At 34.8% G+C, this 21,983-nt stretch carries 19 protein-coding genes; 14 read left to right on the forward strand and 5 right to left on the reverse strand.

Annotation, left to right across the window (positions count from 1 at the left end):
- Positions 1–74 precede the first annotated feature (74 nt).
- The 3 genes from IP023_RS00630 to IP023_RS00640 all read left to right on the forward strand — a co-directional run bounded on the left by IP023_RS00630 (position 75) and on the right by IP023_RS00640 (position 3,768).
- Positions 75–1,016: a zinc dependent phospholipase C family protein gene (locus IP023_RS00630; RefSeq protein WP_241788306.1), complete on the forward strand. Its 942-nt coding sequence runs from the start codon at positions 75–77 to the stop codon at positions 1,014–1,016.
- A 181-nt stretch (positions 1,017–1,197) separates the two neighbouring features.
- On the forward strand, positions 1,198–1,821 hold the full coding sequence (locus IP023_RS00635) for a 7-carboxy-7-deazaguanine synthase QueE (RefSeq protein ID WP_241788307.1): 624 nt from the start codon (positions 1,198–1,200) through the stop codon (positions 1,819–1,821).
- A 51-nt stretch (positions 1,822–1,872) separates the two neighbouring features.
- On the forward strand, positions 1,873–3,768 hold the full coding sequence (locus IP023_RS00640; RefSeq protein ID WP_241788308.1) for an OmpA family protein: 1,896 nt from the start codon (positions 1,873–1,875) through the stop codon (positions 3,766–3,768).
- Positions 3,769–3,840: 72 nt separating this feature from the next.
- Here IP023_RS00640 and IP023_RS00645 read toward each other — a convergent pair whose 3' ends face one another.
- Together IP023_RS00645 and IP023_RS00650 are read right to left on the reverse strand one after the other, a co-directional pair.
- Positions 3,841–4,917, reverse strand: a complete 1,077-nt coding sequence (locus tag IP023_RS00645) for a Gfo/Idh/MocA family protein (RefSeq protein ID WP_241788309.1) — start codon at positions 4,915–4,917, stop codon at positions 3,841–3,843.
- Positions 4,917–6,188: a Gfo/Idh/MocA family protein gene (locus IP023_RS00650; RefSeq protein WP_241788310.1), complete on the reverse strand. Its 1,272-nt coding sequence runs from the start codon at positions 6,186–6,188 to the stop codon at positions 4,917–4,919. Before IP023_RS00650 ends, IP023_RS00645 begins: the two co-directional genes overlap by 1 nt.
- A 118-nt stretch (positions 6,189–6,306) precedes the next feature.
- On the opposite strand from IP023_RS00650, the gene IP023_RS00655 reads away from it, so the two are divergent.
- The 8 genes from IP023_RS00655 to rodA all read left to right on the forward strand — a co-directional run bounded on the left by IP023_RS00655 (position 6,307) and on the right by rodA (position 15,791).
- The gene (locus tag IP023_RS00655; RefSeq protein ID WP_241788311.1) at positions 6,307–7,575 is read left to right on the forward strand and encodes a DUF819 family protein; all 1,269 of its coding nucleotides are present in this window, start codon (positions 6,307–6,309) and stop codon (positions 7,573–7,575) included.
- 254 nt (positions 7,576–7,829) lie between these two features.
- A complete protein-coding gene (locus IP023_RS00660; RefSeq protein ID WP_241788312.1) occupies positions 7,830–8,273 on the forward strand; it encodes an acyl-CoA thioesterase in 444 nt (147 codons plus the stop codon).
- A gap of 2 nt (positions 8,274–8,275) precedes the next feature.
- A complete protein-coding gene (locus IP023_RS00665; protein WP_241788313.1) occupies positions 8,276–9,943 on the forward strand; it encodes a M1 family metallopeptidase in 1,668 nt (555 codons plus the stop codon).
- 148 nt (positions 9,944–10,091) lie between these two features.
- A complete protein-coding gene (locus tag IP023_RS00670) occupies positions 10,092–11,114 on the forward strand; it encodes a rod shape-determining protein (protein WP_241788314.1) in 1,023 nt (340 codons plus the stop codon).
- Between the two features lie 94 nt (positions 11,115–11,208).
- Entirely contained in the window at positions 11,209–12,048 is an 840-nt protein-coding gene (mreC, locus tag IP023_RS00675; protein ID WP_241788315.1) for a rod shape-determining protein MreC, read from the forward strand.
- Positions 12,041–12,568, forward strand: a complete 528-nt coding sequence (gene mreD, locus IP023_RS00680; protein WP_241788316.1) for a rod shape-determining protein MreD — start codon at positions 12,041–12,043, stop codon at positions 12,566–12,568. The genes mreC and mreD overlap by 8 nt, the downstream gene beginning before the upstream one ends.
- A 2-nt stretch (positions 12,569–12,570) precedes the next feature.
- The gene (gene mrdA / locus IP023_RS00685) at positions 12,571–14,517 is read left to right on the forward strand and encodes a penicillin-binding protein 2 (RefSeq protein ID WP_241788317.1); all 1,947 of its coding nucleotides are present in this window, start codon (positions 12,571–12,573) and stop codon (positions 14,515–14,517) included.
- Positions 14,517–15,791: a rod shape-determining protein RodA gene (rodA, locus tag IP023_RS00690; protein WP_241788318.1), complete on the forward strand. Its 1,275-nt coding sequence runs from the start codon at positions 14,517–14,519 to the stop codon at positions 15,789–15,791. Before mrdA ends, rodA begins: the two co-directional genes overlap by 1 nt.
- A 68-nt stretch (positions 15,792–15,859) precedes the next feature.
- Here the strand turns inward: rodA and IP023_RS00695 are convergent, their stop codons facing one another.
- From IP023_RS00695 to IP023_RS00705, 3 genes are read right to left on the reverse strand one after another with little or no spacing between them, the layout of a single operon-like run.
- Positions 15,860–16,714: a nucleoside phosphorylase gene (locus tag IP023_RS00695; RefSeq protein ID WP_241788319.1), complete on the reverse strand. Its 855-nt coding sequence runs from the start codon at positions 16,712–16,714 to the stop codon at positions 15,860–15,862.
- Positions 16,711–17,328 (reverse strand): IMPACT family protein, encoded by a 618-nt coding sequence (locus IP023_RS00700; RefSeq protein WP_241788320.1) that lies wholly within the window; start codon positions 17,326–17,328, stop codon positions 16,711–16,713. Before IP023_RS00700 ends, IP023_RS00695 begins: the two co-directional genes overlap by 4 nt.
- On the reverse strand, positions 17,325–18,182 hold the full coding sequence (locus tag IP023_RS00705) for an EamA family transporter (protein WP_241788321.1): 858 nt from the start codon (positions 18,180–18,182) through the stop codon (positions 17,325–17,327). The genes IP023_RS00700 and IP023_RS00705 overlap by 4 nt, the downstream gene beginning before the upstream one ends.
- 527 nt (positions 18,183–18,709) lie before the next feature.
- On the opposite strand from IP023_RS00705, the gene IP023_RS00710 reads away from it, so the two are divergent.
- From IP023_RS00710 to aroA, 3 genes are read left to right on the forward strand one after another with little or no spacing between them, the layout of a single operon-like run.
- Complete coding sequence (locus tag IP023_RS00710; RefSeq protein WP_241788322.1) at positions 18,710–19,534, forward strand: prephenate dehydratase; 825 nt, start codon at positions 18,710–18,712, stop codon at positions 19,532–19,534.
- A gap of 45 nt (positions 19,535–19,579) precedes the next feature.
- Positions 19,580–20,692 carry a chorismate mutase gene (locus tag IP023_RS00715; protein WP_241788323.1) on the forward strand — a complete coding sequence of 371 codons (1,113 nt, stop codon included), beginning with the start codon at positions 19,580–19,582 and terminating at the stop codon, positions 20,690–20,692.
- A 4-nt stretch (positions 20,693–20,696) separates the two neighbouring features.
- A complete protein-coding gene (gene aroA / locus IP023_RS00720; protein WP_241788324.1) occupies positions 20,697–21,941 on the forward strand; it encodes a 3-phosphoshikimate 1-carboxyvinyltransferase in 1,245 nt (414 codons plus the stop codon).
- Positions 21,942–21,983: the final 42 nt, after the last annotated feature.

Here is a 21,983-nt window from a genome sequence, read left to right on the forward strand (position 1 = left end):
TCGCAATAAGGAGTTTAGATTAATTAAAAATTAAAATATTTTATTACCTTTAATATCCACAAAACTCCTTGATAATGAATAAAATACTTATCACACTAATTACCGCATTCTTATACATATTATTTTCATCATGGGGATTCTATGCACATAAAAAGATAAATGAAAGTGCTGTTTTTCTATTACCTACAGAATTAGCTATTTTCTACAAAAAAAATATCAAAGAAATAACGAACAAAGCTATCGATGCTGACAAAAGATGCTATACAGACTCGCTAGAACCTCCACGTCATTATATCGATATCAATGAAATTGACGACAATATAGATTCTATTCCAGTCCATTGGCGCAAAGCAACAGAAAAATACACCGAGCGCAAACTAATAGCAGCAGGAATCATCCCATGGCAGATTTCACGAACGTATCAAAATCTAGTGCAGGCTTTTAAAATAAAAGACAGGAATAAGATTATTCGCTACAGCGCAGATTTAGGGCATTATATCGCTGATTCGCATGTCCCTTTACATACGACAAGCAATTATAATGGTCAACAAACCAATCAAATAGGTATACATGCCTTTTGGGAAACAAGATTACCAGAAATGTTTGCCAAACATTATAATTTATTTATTGGTACTGCATCCTATGTAAACAAGCCTTTGGAGGCAGCATGGGAAATCGTTCGAAAGAGTAATACCATGGTAGATTCCGTATTAACACTCGAAAAGGAATTGTCACAAACATTCCGTCCATCGGATATCAAAGCCTACATTGAACGTAATAATCAATTGATACTCATGTATTCAGATGCTTATGCTACAGCCTACCACGACGTTTTAAATGGGATGGTAGAAAGACGTTTTCGATCTTCTGTACATGCCGTTTCTTCATATTGGTATTCGGCATGGATTGATGCGGGGCAGCCAAAATTAAACAGCTTAGATTCAACAAATGGGCTAGAAAATGAAATAGAGGCTAAAGAAGGCATAAAATCATTGGGACGCCAGGAATGGCATTGATAATAAACATTTTGCTCCAATACTACATAGGCTTATACCATTGTTATAAATAACCTTGAAAATAACAAAAGTATAATATTAGCGTAATAAAAACCATATATTATAATATTCATGTACAATAGATATCAAATTCTATTTTAAATTATCTTACCTTTGCGCAAAGATTAAAATATAATAACAAATGTCACATCAAGTACCTGAAGACGGCACACTTTTACCTCTTATGGAGGAATTTTATACTATTCAAGGTGAAGGATTTCATACAGGTAAAGCTGCGTATTTTATCCGTCTAGGTGGTTGTGACATCGGTTGTCATTGGTGCGATGTAAAAGAAAGCTGGGATGCTACTTTACACCCATTAACTACTGCAGAAACAATTGTAGAGAATGCTAAAAAACATCCGGCCAAAACAGTAGTTATCACTGGAGGAGAGCCTTTAATCTACAATCTAGACTATTTGACAAGACGCCTACAAGAAGAAGGTATAAAAACATTTATCGAAACATCTGGTGCATACCCGTTAAGTGGCTCTTGGGATTGGATTTGTTTATCTCCAAAAAAATTCAAAGGACCAAGAAAAGATGTATTAGAAAATGCAGGCGAATTGAAAGTAATCATTTTCAACAAAAGTGATTTTCAATGGGCCGAAGAACATGCTAAAATGGTAGGGCCAAATTGTAGATTATACCTACAACCCGAATGGTCAAAAGCAGCAGAAATAACCCCATTAATCATTGACTACGTCAAAGATAACCCACATTGGGATATTTCGCTACAGACGCACAAATATTTAAATATTCCTTAATTCTTAAATACGACAATAGTTTCTTATTTTTAAGTAAATAAACTTAATTATATGAGTCTTTATTGTAGCTTACGTTTTGGTATACTATTTATGCTTGTGCCGATACATTTTTTATTAGCACAGCCTACTCCTGCCAATAAAAAAGCTTTAAATGCATACAAAAAAGCGGAATTATCTCTCAATAACCGTAATATTAAGGAAGCAATAAATCAACTTCATATAGCTATTGAAAGTGACCCTAGCTTTGCGAAAGCCATTCAACAACTGGCCGACTTATATAGAGTAGACAAAAATTTTAAGCAAGCTATCCCCCTTTACGAAAAAGTAATACAGATAAACCCCAACCTTACATCGCTCTCCTATTTTGGTTTGGGAGAATCGCTCTTGGCAGAAGGCAGATATAAAGAAGCATTACCTTATTTAACGGAATATGCTAGAGGTAAATTAACAGAAAAAGGAGCTTTACTTACAAGTAAGTATATTGAGGATTGCAAATATGCTTTAAAGAATGAGATTAATCCATTAATAATCATTGAAAAGCTCCCTTCTACTATAAACACTAAAGACAATGAATATTTCCCTAAATTTGCAGCGGATAGTAGACGTATCATATTCACACGAAAAACTAACGATCAAGAAAATTTTCACGAAAGCATCTTCAGAGATGATAAATGGTCAGCGGCGCAAAAGCTAACGGAAAATATTAATACTACAGACTTTAATGAAGGCGCACATTCCATCTCTCCAGATGGCAAATACCTATATTTCACCGGTTGCAACCGCCCCGATGGACTAGGCAGCTGCGATATATATGTCTCACAACTAACAAATGGTGACTGGGGCATACCACGAAACTTAGGTGCTCCTATAAATTCCAATAATTGGGAATCTCAACCTTCCATATCTGCAGATGGTCGTTTTCTATATTTCACCAGTAATAGACCTGGCGGATTCGGAGGATATGATATTTGGAAAAGTGAATTGCTTGAAAATGGCATTTGGAGCACAGCAATCAATCTAGGGGATAAAATAAATACTGCATTTGATGAAGGATCCCCATTTATTCATGCAGACAACAAAACACTGTACTTCGCATCCAATGGCTGGCCCGGATATGGTCAGCAAGACCTATTTATGAGCAAAATAGATAGCATGAATAATTGGAGTACACCCATCAATCTAGGGAGTCCTATTAATAATCACTATCATCAAAACTCAATACAGATTACGATGGATGGTGATAGTGGCTATATTTCCTCTCAAGATTCCAGTAGGCAATTAGATATATACAAATTTGCTATACCTAAATCCATAAAACCTAATCCTATAGCTTATATCATCGGTAATATCTATGACAAAGACACTAAGAATAATATTTCCGCAACTATCGCTATCACCAATACAGCGTCCAAAGAGATCGTGTACAAGGAAAAATCTAACTATATAGATGGTAGTTTTTTGGCAACATTGCCAATTGGCTATAACTATGCTCTACATATTCAAAAAGAAGGTTACTTGTTTTACTCGGAGCAATACGATCTTTCACCAAGCCAAATAAAGGATAAAGAGTTTATAAGGGAAATATTTTTAGATCCCATCAAATCAGGAAGCTATATTAAATTGAACAATTTATATTTTGATACCAACAAATACAATCTTTTACCAGAATCATTCACCGAACTACATGTACTTATTGATTTCTTGAACCTCCATCCAAACTTAAATATTGAAATTGCGGGGCATACTGATAATACTGGAGCTGTTAATCATAATATCCTACTATCAGAAAACAGATCCAAAGCAGTATTTACATATTTGGTGGAACATAAAATATCGCCAAAAAGAATAACCACCATTGGCTATGGGGACAAGCAACCAATAGCTGATAATAATGATGGCGCAGGAAGAAAATTAAACCGAAGAACAGAAATTAAAATCATCAAATAACGAGAACCACCTATTTCATATTAAAACCATAAGCTCCTCATAGCTTGAGGAGCGCTTAATATGGAAAGTAGGTTAAAGGTTAATTGTATGCCCTGTTTTTACAGATTCATCACAGGCCAGCGCTATTACTAAGCTATTCACCGCATCTTGCATAGACTTAGTCAAATCAAGGTCATGGCGGATAGCATCTAAGAAAAATAGTTGCTCTCGGTTACATAATTCCTGATGATCAGGCTCATCTGTTAAATTTATCCATTCATCATTTTTGACAAATTTATTGTCATGATCAATCGCTGCATGGTGAACACGTATGGATTCTGTCTTGGTATGCGATTCAACAGAATCCGAATTACCATCTTTTGAGGCTTCATCAGCTACTATGGATACGGAGCCATTAGGACCGATAACGTCTTTCACAAAAAAAGCCGTTTGGCTCATCATAGGCCCCCATCCTGCTTCATACCAACCGACACTACCGTCATCAAAACGAAGCTGCAATTGCCCATAATTATAATTATCATCAGGAATATCAGCTGTCAGCCGAGCACCGATAGCCGAGACGCTGACAGGCTTGGCATCCGTCATCTGGCACATGACATCAATATAATGTACACCACAATCAACAATAGGGCTTAAGCTCTTCATCAGGTTGCGATGTACGTTCCACATGTAACCCTGACTCTGTTGGTTCAAATTCATTCTAAAAATCAAAGGACTACCCAATTTGCGTCCTTCTTCTATAAATCGAATCCAAGAGGGATGATGCCTCAATATATAACCGACGACTAGTTTTTTATTAGCTTGATTCGCTGCTTCGACTACTCTCTTAGCTCCTATAACAGTATCTGCTAATGGTTTTTCGATAAAAACATGAGCTCCACACTGAAAAGCTTTCACCGCATATTCTTCGTGTGTATCTGGATAGGTCGATATACATACCGCATCGGGAGAAGTAATACGTAAGGCTTCGTCATAATCATTAAACAAAGGATAATCTGCGTTCAATACTTCATTCAATTTTATTTTACTATCTCCTCTAGCCACTAATCCTACGATTTCAAAATCATCAAAATCATGGTATGCCTTAGCATGTGATGCGCCCATATTACCACATCCTACTACCAGAATGCGTATTGCTCTATTGCTCATTATACAAATTTCTTTAATCCTGGTCTAGCAATTTCAGCTTCGTCCAATTTCATATCTTTAGAATACTGATCTGAATGAGGGCCCAACGTTTCCGTTGAGTTCATAATTTCTTCATAGGTAATCTTCTTTCCCGTATATGCAGCCGTTCTACCCCATATCGCTAATAAAGTGGAATTAACCATGTGATCACCGTCATTAAGGACTTCATTATTATGTATTGCCTTCATCAACTCATCATGTTGTGTCTGATACATATTATTGATCGTGCCGGAATATACATAAGGAGAATCGCCTTTAATAGCATAATTACTCATAATATTCACATCCAACACCCCTTTGGTTCCAATCACTTCAACAGTATTTCTGGAGTCAGCACCATTCTGCTGACGTGCAAAATGCATCCCTTTGATACCATCACCGTAATCATATTCTACGGCAAAATGATCGAATATATTACCTTTAATATTCCAGGGTCTACTCTGACGTCCACCCGTAGCAAATACAGCCTTGGGAAGTTTATTATTCATCAACCAATTCATATAATCGACACTATGTATAGACTGCTCGACAATTAAATCTCCTGAATAACGTTGATAATTGAACCAATTTCTCAATTCATAATCCAAATCACTCCAATCAGGCTTTCTATCATGTGTGGTCAATTCACCACCACAACGAAAGGTCATTACCGATTTTATATCTCCTATCGCTCCAGCCTGTACTCTCTTCATTATCTCTCTATTAGGAAAAGAATAACGGAAACAAAAACCAGACACCAATTTCAAGTTACGCTCTTTAGCAAGCTTTACGCTTTCCATTACACGCTTTAAGCTAGGAATATCTACAGCAACAGGTTTTTCACAAAAAATATGTTTATTTTTTTGAACAGCATATTCTAAATGATCTGGTCTAAAATTTGGTGGACTACAAAGCAAAACAACATCAACACCTGAATCAATTAACTTTTTATAGGCATCAAAACCTACAAATTGTCTTTCAACAGGAATATCAATACGCGCACGATCTTTATTATTCAACACCTTCAACGTTTGATCTAGTTGATCCTGATACACATCTGCTAAAGCTGTAACGACCACAGCAGGATCAGCTGTAAGCGCTTGTACGACAGCACCTGTACCTCTCCCCCCACAACCTACCAATCCTACTTTAATTGTAGATTTACTATCGATGGTATTTGCTATAGAAATAAATGGCATCGTGCTCAAAGCTAAGCCGCCAGTTTTCACAAATTGCCTTCTAGATATATTCATATTGTTCAATTGTTATCATAATTAGATGAATCTAAAAACCAAATTAATTAAAAATAATGTTACATTAGAAATCTTATCAATATTATTACATATTTGCATAAAATATTAAATTTAAACTATGTCAACCTTAGCACTAGCACCTGAACCATTAATTACAAATACTACCGTGATCGTCGGGATATTAATGAGTATTTTAGGTTTAGTTTTTTACACTTCCAATTTATCAAATAAATACATTAAGGGATTTTATAACATAATGCCTCCCTTATTAATGTGCTATTTTATTCCAGGGATTCTTAACTCATGTGGCGTATTTGATGGCGAAAACTCCCCATTAACTACAGTTGGAAGTCGTTACTTCCTCCCTGCTTGTTTAATTTTATTTATATTAAATCTCGACCTAAAGGAGATGTGGGCATTACGCAAACGCGCAGGCTTAATGTTCATTACTGGCACAATAGGGATTATTTTAGGAGGTCCAATCGCCGTTTACCTAACCTCATTAATTGCTCCACAAGTAGTAGGCGGAATAGGCCCAGACGCGGTATGGAGAGGATTGGGTACATTAGCAGGATCTTGGATCGGCGGCAGTGCTAATCAAGTTGCACTTAAAGAAATACTTCAGCCTTCACCAAAGTTATTTTCTTCTGTGATTGCTGTCGATGCATTTGTGGCTTACTTATGGATGGCCTTTTTATTATACGGCGCTAGTAAATCAGCGCAATTTGACAAATTTTTCAAAGCTGACGCTAGAGATGTAGAGGAATTAATGGTAAAGATGGAAGCTCAAGACAAAGAGAATGCACGATCACCAGAAACAAAAGACATTATAATAATGCTTGCAATAGCTTTCGCAGGAACAGGATTAGCCACCTTTTGCGCAGAGCCAATAGCCCAGTATATCACAGCTAATTACCCGCATTTAGAAACATTCTCCTTGACAAACACATTCTTTTGGATTATCCTTTTTGCGACTATAGTAGGTGTTATTTTATCCTTTACACCGGCGCGTAAATTGGAGCATGCAGGCGCTTCGAAATTTGGCTCTGTACTACTCTATATGCTAATCGTGACAATAGGAATGCAGATGGATATCCTTGCAATATTAGAGAATCCAGGATTATTTGTAGTAGGTATAATATGGATATCATTTCATGCTCTTTTATTATTGATCGTAGGTAAAATATTCAAAATACCATTCTTCTATTTTGCTGTAGGATCTATGTCGAATATTGGAGGGGTCGCTTCTGCCTCTGTAACCTCCGCTGCATTTCACCCATCTTTAATTTCCGTAGGTGTTATATTGTCCGTATTCAGCTATGCTATAGGCACATATGCAGGTTGGCTAACTGCGAAGCTCATGGAATTAGCATCTCCCGTACTTTAATACCTTTAATCAAACATTTGAAAAATACAAAACTCAACAGGACAACTATTGATAATATAGCAACTCATAATAAATAAACGGACAATATTATATATATTAATAAAAATCAGGTATTTGCATAAATTTGTTTTTAGCGATCAAAATATACTTTAAACAAATGAATATAACACACCTAAAACTAAGCGGATAGGTATAAAATACGTTTACTAACAGTACTTATTAAATAGCATGGTTATTAATAAAAAATAGTTCATATGAATAAGGGTAATTTCTTCAAAGGGCAAGTATTATGGTCTCAAATAGATGCTAACAGACATTTGAGACATTCGGCGTATGCAGATTATGCCACCCAAGCAAGAAGCAATATGCTCAATGAAATAGGCTTATCATTAGATCTGTTTGCGTTAAAAAAAATTGGTCCTATTTTATTTAAAGAGGAATTACTCTATTATAAAGAAGTAAAATTAGATGAATACATCCATGTTAGTGTTCATCTTTCTAAATTAGATAAATCAAATGGTCGTTTTTCATTTCGACATTTAATATATAAAGAAAACGGGACTGTGGCTGCTGAAATCAATGTAGATGGCGCATGGCTAGACTTAACAACACGAAAGTTGACCGCTATACCTTCTGAATGGTATAGTATATTTAATAAAATACCGCAAACCGAAGATTATACAGAAATTCATTCTTAATCATGTTTAATAAAATCTTTCCATACCTCCTTATTGGTATCATTTCTTTCTTTAATGCAGATGCATATTCGCAATTGATGCAAGCAAAAAACATGTATACTAAAGCGGATTCCTTACGTGGACAGTTAACTCCTTTACGAACATGTTATGATGTCAAATATTACCACCTCGATATAAAAGTAGATATTGACAATAAATTTATCTCTGGGTCAAATCTTTTTAAATTTCAATCCGTTGAAGATTTTGACAAATTACAATTTGACTTATTCGACAATCTTTCCGTAGAACGAATTGAATATAAAGGTGCTCCCCTCCAATTCACACGTGAATACAATGCTGTATATGTAGAGTTTCCTAACGTAATACCTAAAGGTGAAGTCGACTCCTTCAAAGTATTCTATGCAGGACATCCTATTCAAGCCACAAAAGCACCTTGGGATGGCGGTTTTGATTGGAAAAAAGACAGCAATGGTAAGCCATTTGTTGCTACAGCATGCCAAGGGTTAGGCGCTAGCGTATGGTGGCCCAATAAGGATCATCAATCTGATGAAGCAGATAGCATGCTTATTTCGGTAGCTGTCCCTAAAGATTTGATCAATGTATCTAATGGAAGATTAGTAAAAACAGAGAAATTAAAAGACGGCTATAAAAAATATCATTGGCAAGTACAAAATCCAATAAACAATTACAATGTAGCTTTAAATATAGGCGACTACATCACATGGGATGAAGTCTACGAAGGGGAAAAAGGAAATTTAGATATCTCTTATTATATTTTGAAAGAAAATAATGATAATAGAAAGAAAGAGCACCTTAGTAAAAATGTCAAGGAAACACTAGAAGCCTTAGAGCATTGGTTTGGTCCTTATCCTTTTTATGAAGATAGTTATAAAATCGTAGAAACTGCACATCTGGGGATGGAACATCAATCAGCAATAGCCTATGGTAATAAATTTGACAACGGCTATCTAGGTGGTGACGGCTCCGGTACAGGATGGGGCAAAAAATGGGATTTCATTGTTGTACACGAGTCTGGTCATGAATGGTTTGGGAATAATATAACAGCCAAAGATATAGCAGATATGTGGATACATGAATCATTTACCAACTATTCTGAGGCCTTATTTATTGATTACTATTATGGTAAAGAAGCTAGCCAAGCATATGTACATGGCAATAGAAGATCTATTCGCAATGACTCCCCATTACAAGGACCTTTTGGTGTCAATAAAGAAGGATCTGGAGACATGTACAACAAAGGAGGTGTGATACACAATATGCTACGCACCATTCTTAACGATGATGAAAAGTGGCGCTCGATATTAAGAGGATTAAATAATAAATTCTACCATCAACAAGTTTCTTATGACGATATAGTAGAATATATCAATGAAAAGTCAGAAATGGACTTGAAAAAAGTATTCGAACAATATATAAAGCACAAAAGCATTCCCGTTTTAGAAATTAAATTTGAAAATAATGAAGCATTTGCACGATGGATAAGTGAAGTAAATGACTTTCAAATGCCAATTCATATTGGTATTGGACATATGGATAAAAAGTTATTTCAGGTAACCACCTCTTTCAAACCCATTGATTTACAAGGGTTGACAAAAGAAAATATAAATGTTGACACTTTTAATTACTATATTGGAGTCTTATTACAATAAAAAGTAATTTTTAACGTTTCTAACAGTAGGATAATCATAATAAAAATTGACGTAATAATTTAACGTATTTTTATATATGGTTACACCATCTTAATCATTTTTTTTTAATATTTTTGCCTCATATTTAAATAGAATCAGGACTTACTAAATGGGTTTATTCAATTGGTTTACGCAAGAAGTTGCGATTGACTTGGGTACTGCAAATACCCTTATAATACATAACGACAAAGTAGTGGTGGACGAGCCCTCTATTGTTGCATTTGACAGAACAACCAATAAAGTTATCGCTATTGGTAAGCAGGCGATGCAAATGGAAGGTAAAACCCATGATAATATAAGAACTTCTCGCCCATTACGTGATGGTGTTATCGCTGACTTTACTGCAGCAGAGCACTTGATACGAGGAATGGTAAAATTAGTTAATAATGGAAAATCGTGGTTCTTTCCTTCATTACGTATGGTAGTATGTATTCCTTCGGGAATTACAGAGGTTGAAAAACGTGCTGTACGTGACTCTGCTGAGATTGCAGGTGCGAAGGAAGTATATTTAATTCACGAACCAATGGCTGCTGCTGTAGGTATCGGAATTGATGTAGAAGAGCCTGTAGGAAATATGATCATCGATATTGGTGGTGGTACCACTGAAATCGCTGTTATTGCCCTTTCAGGTATTGTTTGTGATCAATCTATACGTGTAGCTGGAGATAATTTTGACGCTGATATCGTTCAATATATCCGTCGTCAACATAATATCATGATTGGTGATCGTACAGCAGAGAAGATCAAAATTCAAGTCGGCGCAGCACTTCCCGAATTACAAGAGCCACCTGAAGATTTTGCTGTTCAAGGAAGAGATTTAATGACAGGTATCCCGAAGCAAATCACTGTTTCTTATACTGAAATTGCTCATTGCTTGGATAAGTCTATTTCTAAAATTGAAGAAGCTATTTTAAAAGCATTAGAAATTACACCTCCGGAATTATCAGCAGATATCTATCAAACGGGTATTTACCTTACTGGTGGCGGAGCATTATTAAGAGGACTTGACAAACGTATTCAAGCAAAAACAAAATTACCCGTTCATATTGCTGAAGATCCACTTCGTGCTGTTGTTCGTGGTACAGGAATTGCTTTAAAAAATATCGGAAGATTCAAATTCCTTATGCAATAAAAAAGAAATAAATAACGTTTTAATACGCGATATAGAAAAATATTTTTCTATATCGCGTATTTGTTAATAACAAATACAACAACTATAGTAGTTTATGAAAAACCTATGGCTCTTCTTTGTACGATTTAATGCCTTTTTTTGGTTTTTATTGTTTTTCACCTTTTCTATAGTTTTAGTAATCCGTAACAATAATTACCAGCAATCAGCTTTTATTAATTCGTCAAATATTTTTGTTGGCACACTATACACAAAATTTAACTCGTGGCAAGAGTATATCAATCTTTCGAAAGATAATGAGCTATTAACAGCAGAAAATGCAGCACTTAGACAGCGTTTGCAATTTTTTGAAGATTCAGACTCTACTGTTATGCCTGCAATAAAATTAACAATGGATGAAGCTCAGTATGAATTTATTCCTGCAAATGTTATTAATAATAGTATAAGCCAAAAAAACAACTTTATCACACTAAATAAAGGTATAAAAGACGGTATCGAGCCTAATATGGGCGTTATCTCTTCGAATGGTGTAGTTGGTACAGTTTTAAAAGTATCAGAAAATTTTTGTACTGTTACCTCTTTATTAAATTCAGCAACAAAGATTTCGGTAAGTCTAGATAGTACGAGTGAGACTTTTGGTTCATTGGTATGGGGTAATAATATAGACTCTAGATATGCTATGGTAAAAGATATACCTAATCATATTAAAGCTTATGTTGGACAACCCCTATTTACATCAGGATATTCAACTAAATTTCCCAAAGGAATTAAGGTTGGTCATATCTTAGAAACTGATTTGACATCAGGAGGTTCGTTCAAAGATATGCGTGTATTATTGACTACTAATTTTTCTAATTTAACGCATGTATATATCGTTAAAGACAAATTAGCTAAAGAAAAAATAGAATTAGAATCCTCAAATAATAACAATGGCTAAAATTATTATTTTCAACATAATACGCTTCATATTACTAGTTATCTTACAAGTAGCACTATTAAAAAATGTAAGCTATTACAATATAGCCACACCATTTCCCTACATATTATGTATCTTACTGCTACCTTTAGGTATATCAAATTTAACACTATTTACATTAGCGTTTCTGACAGGTATAACTATCGATGCTTTCTATGATAGTGTAGGTGTACATACTGCTGCATGTGTAGCATTAGCTTACTTTAGAATATTTTTTCTAAACATTACTTTAGAGGTTGACCAAAGAGATTCATTCCAGACACCTAGCTGGGGAAATATGAAATTCAAATGGTATAGTACCTATATTCTATTGGCTACTTTAGTACAGCATATCGTTTTATTTACTATAGAAATATTTTCGTTCGAGAATATTTTACAAACATTAATTAGAGCATTATTAAGTACTATATTTACTATTGCTATTATCTTTGTTATTAGTTTACTTACATATTCTGGTAAAAATAAAATACCTAACAATTAGAAATGAATAGTTTTTTTGAACGAAAGTATATTATTCAAGGTATATTCATTGCGATTGCTTTATTAATTATAGCACGGTTGTTTTATTTACAAATAATAGATAATTCGTATATCTTATCTGCAAATAATAATGTCCTTCGCAAAGTAATTGTATACCCTGCTAGAGGTGTTGTTTTAGATCGACATGGTCAGGTATTAGTTCAAAATGAACCTGTTTACGATATCTTAGTTACTCCACGCGAAGTAAAAAATATTGACACATTATTTTTGTGTCAATTATTAGATATTAATAAAGAAGAATTTGATAAAAGGCTAAAAAAAGCACGCGACCATTCTCCATATAGAGCATCCACCTTTGAGAAATTATTGGATGTAAAAACATTTGCCAAATTCCAAGAGCATCTTGATAAATTCTCAGGCTTTCAAGCACAACCGAGAACCATTAGACATTATCCAGATAGTATTGCGGCACACTTTTTAGGATATATACAAGAAGTCCAAGAGAAGGATATAGAAAAATCAAATGGGTTTTATCGCTCAGGAGATTATATCGGAGCTTCAGGTGTCGAACGATCTTACGAAGAATTGATTAGAGGTACTCGTGGTATAAAAAACCAGATGGTAGATGCTTTTAGTAGACCTAAAGGTATATTTATGGATGGCAAATATGATACTCTTGCTGTTTCAGGCGATGGACTAGTTTCTTCTTTGGACAAGAATTTACAAATGTTAGCAGAGAAGCTAATGAAGAATAAATTGGGATCCATTGTCGCTATTGAACCAGCAACTGGTGAAATATTAACTTATGTAAGTAGTCCAGGCTATGATCCTAATATGATGGTCGGTAGACAAAGAGGTAATAATTATATGAAATTATTGAACGATCCTAATCGCCCTCTTTTCAATAGACCAATAGCAGCCTCTTACCCGCCGGGATCTGTATTTAAGGTTGTTGCTGCACTAACAGCACAGCAAGCAGGAGTTATCAATCCACAAACAGTGTTCAACTGTCCGGGTGGCTATTATGTAAACGGTGCACGTATGCGCTGTACACATGTCGATGGCCCGACAGATTTAATCAAATCGATCCAAAAGTCATGTAATACGTATTATGGTTATGTATATGCAAGAATGTTAGATTCAAGAGGTATTTCTACCCCTGAAGCATACAGCCTTTGGAGAGAAGGATTGACAAAATTTGGCTTAGGAAATCCGTTAGGAATTGATTTACCGGGCGAGAAAGGCGGTGGAATATATACAGCAGAGCAATACACCAAAAAATTTGGTAGTGCCAAATGGAAATCTACGTACAATATCTCTAATTCAATTGGCCAAGGAGAAATCGGAATTACCCCGCTTCAAATGGCAAATATAATGGCTATTGTTGCGAATAGAGGGTTTTATTACAGACCACATCTAATAAAGGGAATCGGTGAAAAACAAATTGTTAAAAAAGAATATACAGAAAAACTTTTTGCCGGTGTAGATGCTAAGCACTATGAACCTGTAATAGAAGGAATGAGCCGAGTAGTAAATATGCCTGGAGGTACTGGTTATTCTGTAAAAATAAACGGCATTGAAATGTGTGGAAAAACAGGTACCGTACAAAATGCACATGGAGAAAATCACGCTGTATTTTTTGCTTTTGCTCCACGTGTTAATCCTAAGATTGCAATTGCTGTCTTCGTTGAAAATGCAGGTTATGGCGGTACATGGGCTGGACCTATAGCGAGTATGCTGACCGAACAATATCTACGTGATACAATTACTTTACCAAAGCATCTTCAAGATCGTATATACAATGGCTATTTATTACCCAAAGTAGAGAAGAAAAAGGAAGAGGTAAAGAAAGAAGATAATAAAATAGATAGTTCAAAAACTAATAATCAGATTGCTATTGCAAATAAGAAAAAAGAATTAGTAGTACACCATAGCCAAATTGTAAGATAATGAATAATCAAAATAATAGCTTCTTTGGAAGAATTGATTGGATTACCATCGCTTTATGGCTAGCTTTATGTATTATTGGCTTGTTCAACATCCATGCTGCAGTATTTAATCCAGAACACCCTGGCTTATTCAACATGGAAACCAATTATGGTAAGCAATCAATTTATATTTTCACAGCCATAATTATTGGTTTTAGCATATTAATTATTGATCAGCGTTTTTTTATTTCTGCAGCGCCGATCATTTATTTTATTGTTGTATTACTATTAATTACAGTACTTATTGTAGGTCGAAATGTCGGTGGAAATCAAGCATGGATACCTATCGGTAGCTTTAGACTGCAACCGTCCGAATTTGCAAAACTAGCGACATGCTTACTTCTTGCTGTATACTTAAACTCACAATCTAGTAAAACACCCAATATGCAATCCTTATTAATAGGCTGTTGCATCGTTTTATTTCCGGTATTTTTGGTTATGCTACAACCGGATACAGGTTCTGCTTTAGCCTTTTTTTCCTTAATCTTTGTATTCTATAGAGAAGGATATGTAAGCACAAAATTTATGGTCTTTGGTGGTTTAGCTATAGTATTATTTGTGCTCGCTTTATTAGTTCCTAACGAGTGGATATTAATTATCTCGTTAACATTGATAGCAACAATATCCATATACCTTAACAGGCAAAAAAGAAAGCATATAATCAATATATCCGTCCTATTTTTAGCCTCAATAATTTATGTTTTATCGGTAGATTTTGTTTACGAAAATGTATTACAATCACATCAACGGAATCGTATAGATATAATCTTAGGGAAAATGGATGACCCACGAGGTCAAGGTTATAATTTAAACCAATCTAAAATAGCTATTGGTTCAGGACAATTATTTGGAAAAGGCTATTTGCAAGGTACACAAACAAAATATAACTTCGTTCCCGAGCAAAGTACTGATTTTATTTTCTGTACGATTGGCGAAGAATGGGGGTTTGTAGGATCAGTAACCTTAATAGGGATCTATATATTTCTTCTACTAAGGATCATCAATATTGCAGAGCGACAACGAACGACATTTGCTCGCGTTTATGCTTATGGTGTAGCTTCTATATTATTCTTTCACTTTTTTATTAATATAGGAATGACTATTGGTATTGTTCCTGTTATTGGTATCCCGCTACCATTTATTAGCTATGGGGGATCGTCGTTATGGAGTTTCACTATACTCCTATTCTTATTGTTAAGATTTGACTCCGCAAGAAAAGGAATAAATCAAAACTAAATTAAAATGCGCTACTTTTTAAAATCGTTAGATCCTAAAAAGTAGCGCACAAAATATAAATATTTTTATTAAAATCTATCCAATATATAACGAATAGCGCCATCAACAACCTGTTGTGGATTGTCACTAAATTCTTCTTTTACACGCGATGCGAGAATCGCATTTATGGATATAGCATGATGGCCAAACATATTCGATAGAGCATATATCCCTGCAGTTTCCATCTCTAAGTTAGTTATCTGACGGCCATCGACCACGAATGAATTTGCCTTTTGAATCAGATTGGGATATACATTATGTGAACGCACACATCTACCTTGAGGGCCATAAAAACCAGGTGCTGTCATCGTAATCCCTTTAGGTAGATCCTGAGCAAACTGTTTTAACAATTTTTCACTTGCTCTGCCTACATAGGGACGGAAGGATAAAGATGAAAACTGCTCATCGATAGCTTCCTTTATACGTTCTTCTTGATCTGTATAAGATTTAATATAATATTGCATTAAAGCATCAAAGCCTATTGCATACTCACTAGCCAATATAGCTCCTATAGGAAGATTGGGTTGAATAGCTCCTGAAGTACCAATACGAATGATATCTACGGATTTAAGATTTTCTTTTAATGTTTTTGTTGCAAAATCTACATTGACCAAGGCATCTATTTCATTCAATACAATATCAATATTATCAGTACCTATTCCGGTAGATATCACAGAGATACGCTTACCTCTCAATGTACCGGTATGCGTTATAAACTCGCGCTTTCCTTTCTTAATATCTACAGAGTCAAAATATTGGGACACCAAGCCTACACGATCTGGATCTCCAACGAATATAATGGTATCTGCTAAATCTTCTGGGCGAAGATTCAAATGGTAAATACTACCATCTGGATTTATAATTAATTCAGAATCTGCAATCATATAGTAGTTATATATTTCGTCTTTACACCTTCTATTTTATCAAATTTGCCAATAACAGTATTAACTTGCTGCTTACGCATTTCCACTTTAATAACGCAATTATTATCAAATTGTTGTTCTGATACCAGTATATTTTCATCCTTAATAATTCGCATGACATCATTCATCTGTAGATAATCAAAAGCTACAGCATATATATCATTGACTGTTTTTTCTACTATAGCAGCATTTTCTAAAGCGTCTAAAGTAGCCATTTTATAGGCATTGATTAATCCTGGTACGCCCAATAAAGTACCTCCAAAATAACGAACCACAACCACAAGGATATTCGTAATATCTTTGGAAAGTAAAACATTTAAAATAGGACGACCTGCAGTACCAGATGGTTCACCATCATCATTAACACGAAAAACAGTACGATCAGGGCTCAATCGGTAAGCCCAACAGTGATGTCTAGCTTTGGGGTGTAAAGCTTTAAGCTCGGCAATAATATCCTTAATTTTAGATTCATCACGAAAAGGATAAGCATAGGCAATAAATTTACTCCCCTTATCTCTAAAAATTCCCTCCGATGACTCTTCGACTGTTGAATACGTATCTTCAAATAAACTCACAGATATGTAATTATAATTATTGAAACAATAGCCAAAATTAACCCAATAAGATTGATTTTACTTAATTTTTCTTTAAATAACAAAATACCTACAAACGTGCCTAAAACTATAACACCAATATTCATCGTCGTAAATACGATAGATGGATTATCCGGTAAAGCACGATGGGCCTTCATATAAAAGAAAATATTGGAAAAATTAAATACCCCCAAAATAATACCCCATACAATAGCAGATCTATCAAAATACTCTCTTTTGACTAAAATCTTCCACAATAGCAATAATAACGCAAAGCATAAAGCACCAATAAAAACAATAAACATGGACGTTATATAAGGAATTTCCTTGTGTTGCGCGATCTGCTTAAATAGAATATCTATAATCCCCATTCCTACAAATACTATAGCAGGAAAATAGAAACTTCCCTTTTTGGATTGTCCCGATGATTGTCCCCAAGAAATAGAACATATAACCGCTATTAGTCCTACAGATATACCTATAGCAGTATTCACAGTTAGCTTTTCATGGAATAATAAGAAAGATGCTAAGAGCGGAATAAATAATGACATCCGTTGAGCAACGTCAGTTTTTACGATTCCACTATATTTAATGGCTAAAGCAATAAAAATAAACAGACTTGGCAAAAGAACTATTAGTGGTACATACAACTGAATAGGCAATCGGTCTATAGCAATATCAGAAAATGAAGGTTGAAATAAAAAATAAGTCAAAAGCACAGTACTAGGATAGTTCCACAGCACCATTTGCTGTACATCGATCTCCCGCTTACGCGCAATCTTAATAAGAACAGCCACTATAATACTGCAAAAAACACTTAAAATTACATACAACATATCTTATATCTTTACCTCCGACAATAGTACAAAAAAAATATACATTAATAAAATGCTAAAAAAATCACTGAAAAATAGGATATATAAAGGCTAAATATTTGATTAAAAAAATCATTAAAAAAACATAAAAAAATAGCATATATTCATATTAAAAAAACACCATTAAAAACACAGTAAAAACAACAAAACCACATTTAAACGCATTAAAACACTATTTAATAAAAAAATACATACTATTTTACGGTAAAAAATAAGGATAAAAAAAATACAAAATAAACACTATTTTTAACGCAAAAAACAACATCTTTTTTCAATTATTTTAAAAATAATTTTGATTTAATATATCAATAGTATACCTTTGATTTATCAAAACAGGAACATGAATAACTTTTCGACATATAATTTTTATTATTTCTTTTATTTTAACAATAAAAGCAAGGACTAATTGTACAGTTAAAAGTTAACTAGTAAAATATACAAAAGGTCCGGATTTGAAATCAGGGCCTTTTTTTGTTAAAAAACAAACTATGAGTATTAAAATTGCAATTCAAGGTGTTAAGGCCTCATTTCATGAAGAAGCTGCTTATAAATTTTTCGGTGAAGACATTGAAACAATAGAATGTGGATCATTCAAACAGACATGTGAAATGTTAAAGCAAGGGAAAGCTGACTATGTAGTAATGGCTATTGAGAATTCTATTGCAGGAAGTATCTTACCAAACTACAATCTATTGAGAGACTATAGATTCCATATCATTGGAGAAGTACACCTTAATATACAGCAAAATCTATTAGCATTGCCCGGTGTAAAATTGAGTGATATTCAATTTGTAGAATCCCACCCTATTGCCATTCGCCAGTGTGATGAATTCTTAAGCGAGCATCCAAACTGGATCGTAAAAGAAGGTATGGATACTGCAGGATGTGCAAAAAAGATTAAAGACGAAAACTTAACACATACTGCAGCAGTAGCTAGCGAATATGCTGCTAAAACATATGGATTAAATATCTTAGAAAAACGTATTGAGACGCACAAAAAAAATGCTACACGATTCTTAATTCTATCCAATGATGTAAAAGAGCAAAAAGGTGCTAATAAAGCTTCTTTGTCATTCCAGACAGGAAATGCGGTAGGCGCTTTAGCATCAGTACTTCAATGTTTTGCAGAGCAAAATGTCAACTTAAGCAAAATACAATCGATGCCAGTTATTGGTCGTCGCAATGAATATGATTTCTACGTAGATGTAGAATGGAAAAAACAATCAGACTATGATGCCGCAATACGCAAAGTACTAAAACACACCGTTAACTTTAGTATAATGGGTGAGTACATCAAAAACGAAAAAGTATAAATAACAGAGCTACTAACAATTTGTAAATAAAAAAATTAAAATAAAATGAAACATTCATTAGAGATTCTTCCTTTAAGTTCATGGATTGACACAGAAGGTAAACCATTGATCATATCTGGACCTTGTAGTGCAGAGACTGAAGATCAGTTAGTATCTACAGCACACCTATTAGCAAATACGGGCAAAGTTCATGTATTGCGCGCAGGTATCTGGAAGCCTCGTACTCGTCCAGGAGAATTTGAAGGTATCGGAAGCATCGGGTTAGAATGGTTAAAGCGTGCTAAAGAAGAAACAGGTTTATTGACAGCTACTGAAGTTGCAACAGCAAAACATGTAGAAGAAGCATTAGCTTCAGGTGTTGATATTCTTTGGATCGGTGCACGTTCTACAGCAAATCCTTTTACTGTTCAAGAGATTGCAGACGCTATCAAAGCTTCAGGAAAAGATATCCCTGTTATCGTTAAAAACCCAGTAAATCCAGACTTATCTTTATGGATTGGTGCATTAGAGCGCATCAATGGTGCTGGCATCAAAAAAATCGCTGCTATCCACCGTGGTTTCTCATCATACGAAAAAACAGCTTTCCGTAATGAACCCATGTGGGATTTAGCTATACAATTGAAAACTATAGCACCAGAATTGCCTATTATCAATGATCCTAGCCATATCTGTGGTAACCGTGAACTAATTCCTTACGTAGCACAAAAAGCAATGGACATGGATATGCAAGGTTTCATTATCGAGTCACATATTGATCCTTCCGTAGCATGGACTGATGCTAAACAACAAGTTACTCCTGCTGCATTAGCTGAATTATTAGACAACTTATCATACCGCACACCAGAATCTAGCGATCCTTCATTCGGAGATAAATTGGCTGAATTGCGTCAACAAATTGACAAATTAGATGACCAAATATTAAAGTTAATTGGTGATCGTATGAAAGTAGCTGAGAAAATTGGAGAATATAAACGTGATAACAACGTTACTATTTTACAAGTAAATCGTTGGGACGAAATCATCCAAAAACGTGTTCAGTTAGCTAAAGCTTTGAACTTGGGTGAAGATTTCTCTATCAAATATCTAGAGTTATTGCACAACGAATCTATTCGCAAGCAAAACGAAATTATGAACGTAAAAATTTCTGCGGAGGCATAATATAATGAGTCAAAAAAGCATTACGCTAACTCATCCAACAAAACATGTAAGCGGCACGGTACAGTTGACAGGCTCTAAGTCTGAGAGCAACCGTGCTCTTATTATTAAAGCGATAAGCAATGGAAAGGTAACGATAGAGAACCTGTCCGAAGCTGATGATACTGTTTTATTAACGAGAGCACTGGAGATAGCCAATACAGCATCAGAGGACGCTAAGATCATAGATATCGGCCCTGCAGGTACTGCTATGCGTTTTATGACGTCATACCTTAATCTTATTCCAGGAAAATTCACATTGACTGGAACAGAGCGTATGCAACAACGTCCTATTGGTATATTAGTAGATGCACTGAAAGATATTGGTGCTGATATTCATTACCAAAACAAGGCTGGCTTCCCTCCTCTTCAAATAGAAGGAAAAATTTTCCAAGGCAAAGATACTGTAAAAATTAAAGGCGACGTAAGTAGTCAATACATATCTTCTTTATTATTGATCGCTTCAGTATTGAAGAAAGGATTAACGATAGAGATTCAAGGTGAACTAACATCGCGTCCTTATGTAACGATGACCTTAAATATGCTTGAAGAAGCAGGCGTCAAACACAGTTGGATTGACAACAAGATTACCATAGCGAAACAAGAAGCGCAAGAATCCACGATCTATATTGAACCAGATTGGAGTGCTGCTTCTTATTGGTATGCTATCGTTGCCTTAGCACAAGAAGGAGAAATTAGACTTCCAGGATTAAAGAAGAATAGTCTACAAGGTGATATTGCAATCGCTGAAATAATGGAATACTTCGGTGTAAAAACTACCTTCGAAGAAAAAGGTATATTACTTCAAAAAATTGCTATTGATACTACAAAGACACTTTTTGACTTTAAGGAATGTCCTGATTTAGCACAAACGGTAGTAGTTATTGCCGCAGCACAAAAGCGAAATGTTTCTTTTACAGGCTTAGAAACGCTAAAAATTAAAGAAACAGACCGTATCGCAGCATTACAAAATGAGATCGGTAAATTTGGTGCTACATTGACGGAAGATAATGAAGTCTATCATTTAGACAGTACTCATGTCAAAGAACCAGATTCTATTTCAATAGCTACATACGAAGACCACCGCATGGCCATGGCATTCGCACCATTAGCGTTGGTATTCAAAGACATCACTATCGAAGAACCACATGTTGTTGAAAAATCATACCCTATGTATTGGGATCATTTGACAGCACAGGGTTTTTCGTACTAATTCTATATTTTATAGGATAAAACATAATCGGCATACCGTAGC

Origin of the sequence: Sphingobacterium rhinopitheci (assembly GCF_022627575.1) — a bacterium.
GTDB lineage: Bacteria > Bacteroidota > Bacteroidia > Sphingobacteriales > Sphingobacteriaceae > Sphingobacterium > Sphingobacterium rhinopitheci.

What these genes read in the sequence shown, in the direction of transcription:
- mreD (WP_241788316.1), top strand. Translation starts at nt 12,041, where the DNA reads ATGGCTAAAATTATTATTTTCAACATAATACGCTTCATATTACTAGTT.
- rodA (WP_241788318.1), top strand. Translation starts at nt 14,517, where the DNA reads ATGAATAATCAAAATAATAGCTTCTTTGGAAGAATTGATTGGATTACC.
- IP023_RS00645 (WP_241788309.1), bottom strand. Translation starts at nt 4,917, where the DNA reads ATGAGCAATAGAGCAATACGCATTCTGGTAGTAGGATGTGGTAATATG.
- IP023_RS00640 (WP_241788308.1), top strand. Translation starts at nt 1,873, where the DNA reads ATGAGTCTTTATTGTAGCTTACGTTTTGGTATACTATTTATGCTTGTG.
- IP023_RS00715 (WP_241788323.1), top strand. Translation starts at nt 19,580, where the DNA reads ATGAAACATTCATTAGAGATTCTTCCTTTAAGTTCATGGATTGACACA.
- IP023_RS00630 (WP_241788306.1), top strand. Translation starts at nt 75, where the DNA reads ATGAATAAAATACTTATCACACTAATTACCGCATTCTTATACATATTA.
- IP023_RS00665 (WP_241788313.1), top strand. Translation starts at nt 8,276, where the DNA reads ATGTTTAATAAAATCTTTCCATACCTCCTTATTGGTATCATTTCTTTC.
- IP023_RS00670 (WP_241788314.1), top strand. Translation starts at nt 10,092, where the DNA reads ATGGGTTTATTCAATTGGTTTACGCAAGAAGTTGCGATTGACTTGGGT.
- IP023_RS00710 (WP_241788322.1), top strand. Translation starts at nt 18,710, where the DNA reads ATGAGTATTAAAATTGCAATTCAAGGTGTTAAGGCCTCATTTCATGAA.
- mreC (WP_241788315.1), top strand. Translation starts at nt 11,209, where the DNA reads ATGAAAAACCTATGGCTCTTCTTTGTACGATTTAATGCCTTTTTTTGG.
- IP023_RS00635 (WP_241788307.1), top strand. Translation starts at nt 1,198, where the DNA reads ATGTCACATCAAGTACCTGAAGACGGCACACTTTTACCTCTTATGGAG.
- IP023_RS00705 (WP_241788321.1), bottom strand. Translation starts at nt 18,182, where the DNA reads ATGTTGTATGTAATTTTAAGTGTTTTTTGCAGTATTATAGTGGCTGTT.
- aroA (WP_241788324.1), top strand. Translation starts at nt 20,697, where the DNA reads ATGAGTCAAAAAAGCATTACGCTAACTCATCCAACAAAACATGTAAGC.
- IP023_RS00695 (WP_241788319.1), bottom strand. Translation starts at nt 16,714, where the DNA reads ATGATTGCAGATTCTGAATTAATTATAAATCCAGATGGTAGTATTTAC.
- mrdA (WP_241788317.1), top strand. Translation starts at nt 12,571, where the DNA reads ATGAATAGTTTTTTTGAACGAAAGTATATTATTCAAGGTATATTCATT.
- IP023_RS00650 (WP_241788310.1), bottom strand. Translation starts at nt 6,188, where the DNA reads ATGAATATATCTAGAAGGCAATTTGTGAAAACTGGCGGCTTAGCTTTG.
- IP023_RS00655 (WP_241788311.1), top strand. Translation starts at nt 6,307, where the DNA reads ATGTCAACCTTAGCACTAGCACCTGAACCATTAATTACAAATACTACC.
- IP023_RS00660 (WP_241788312.1), top strand. Translation starts at nt 7,830, where the DNA reads ATGAATAAGGGTAATTTCTTCAAAGGGCAAGTATTATGGTCTCAAATA.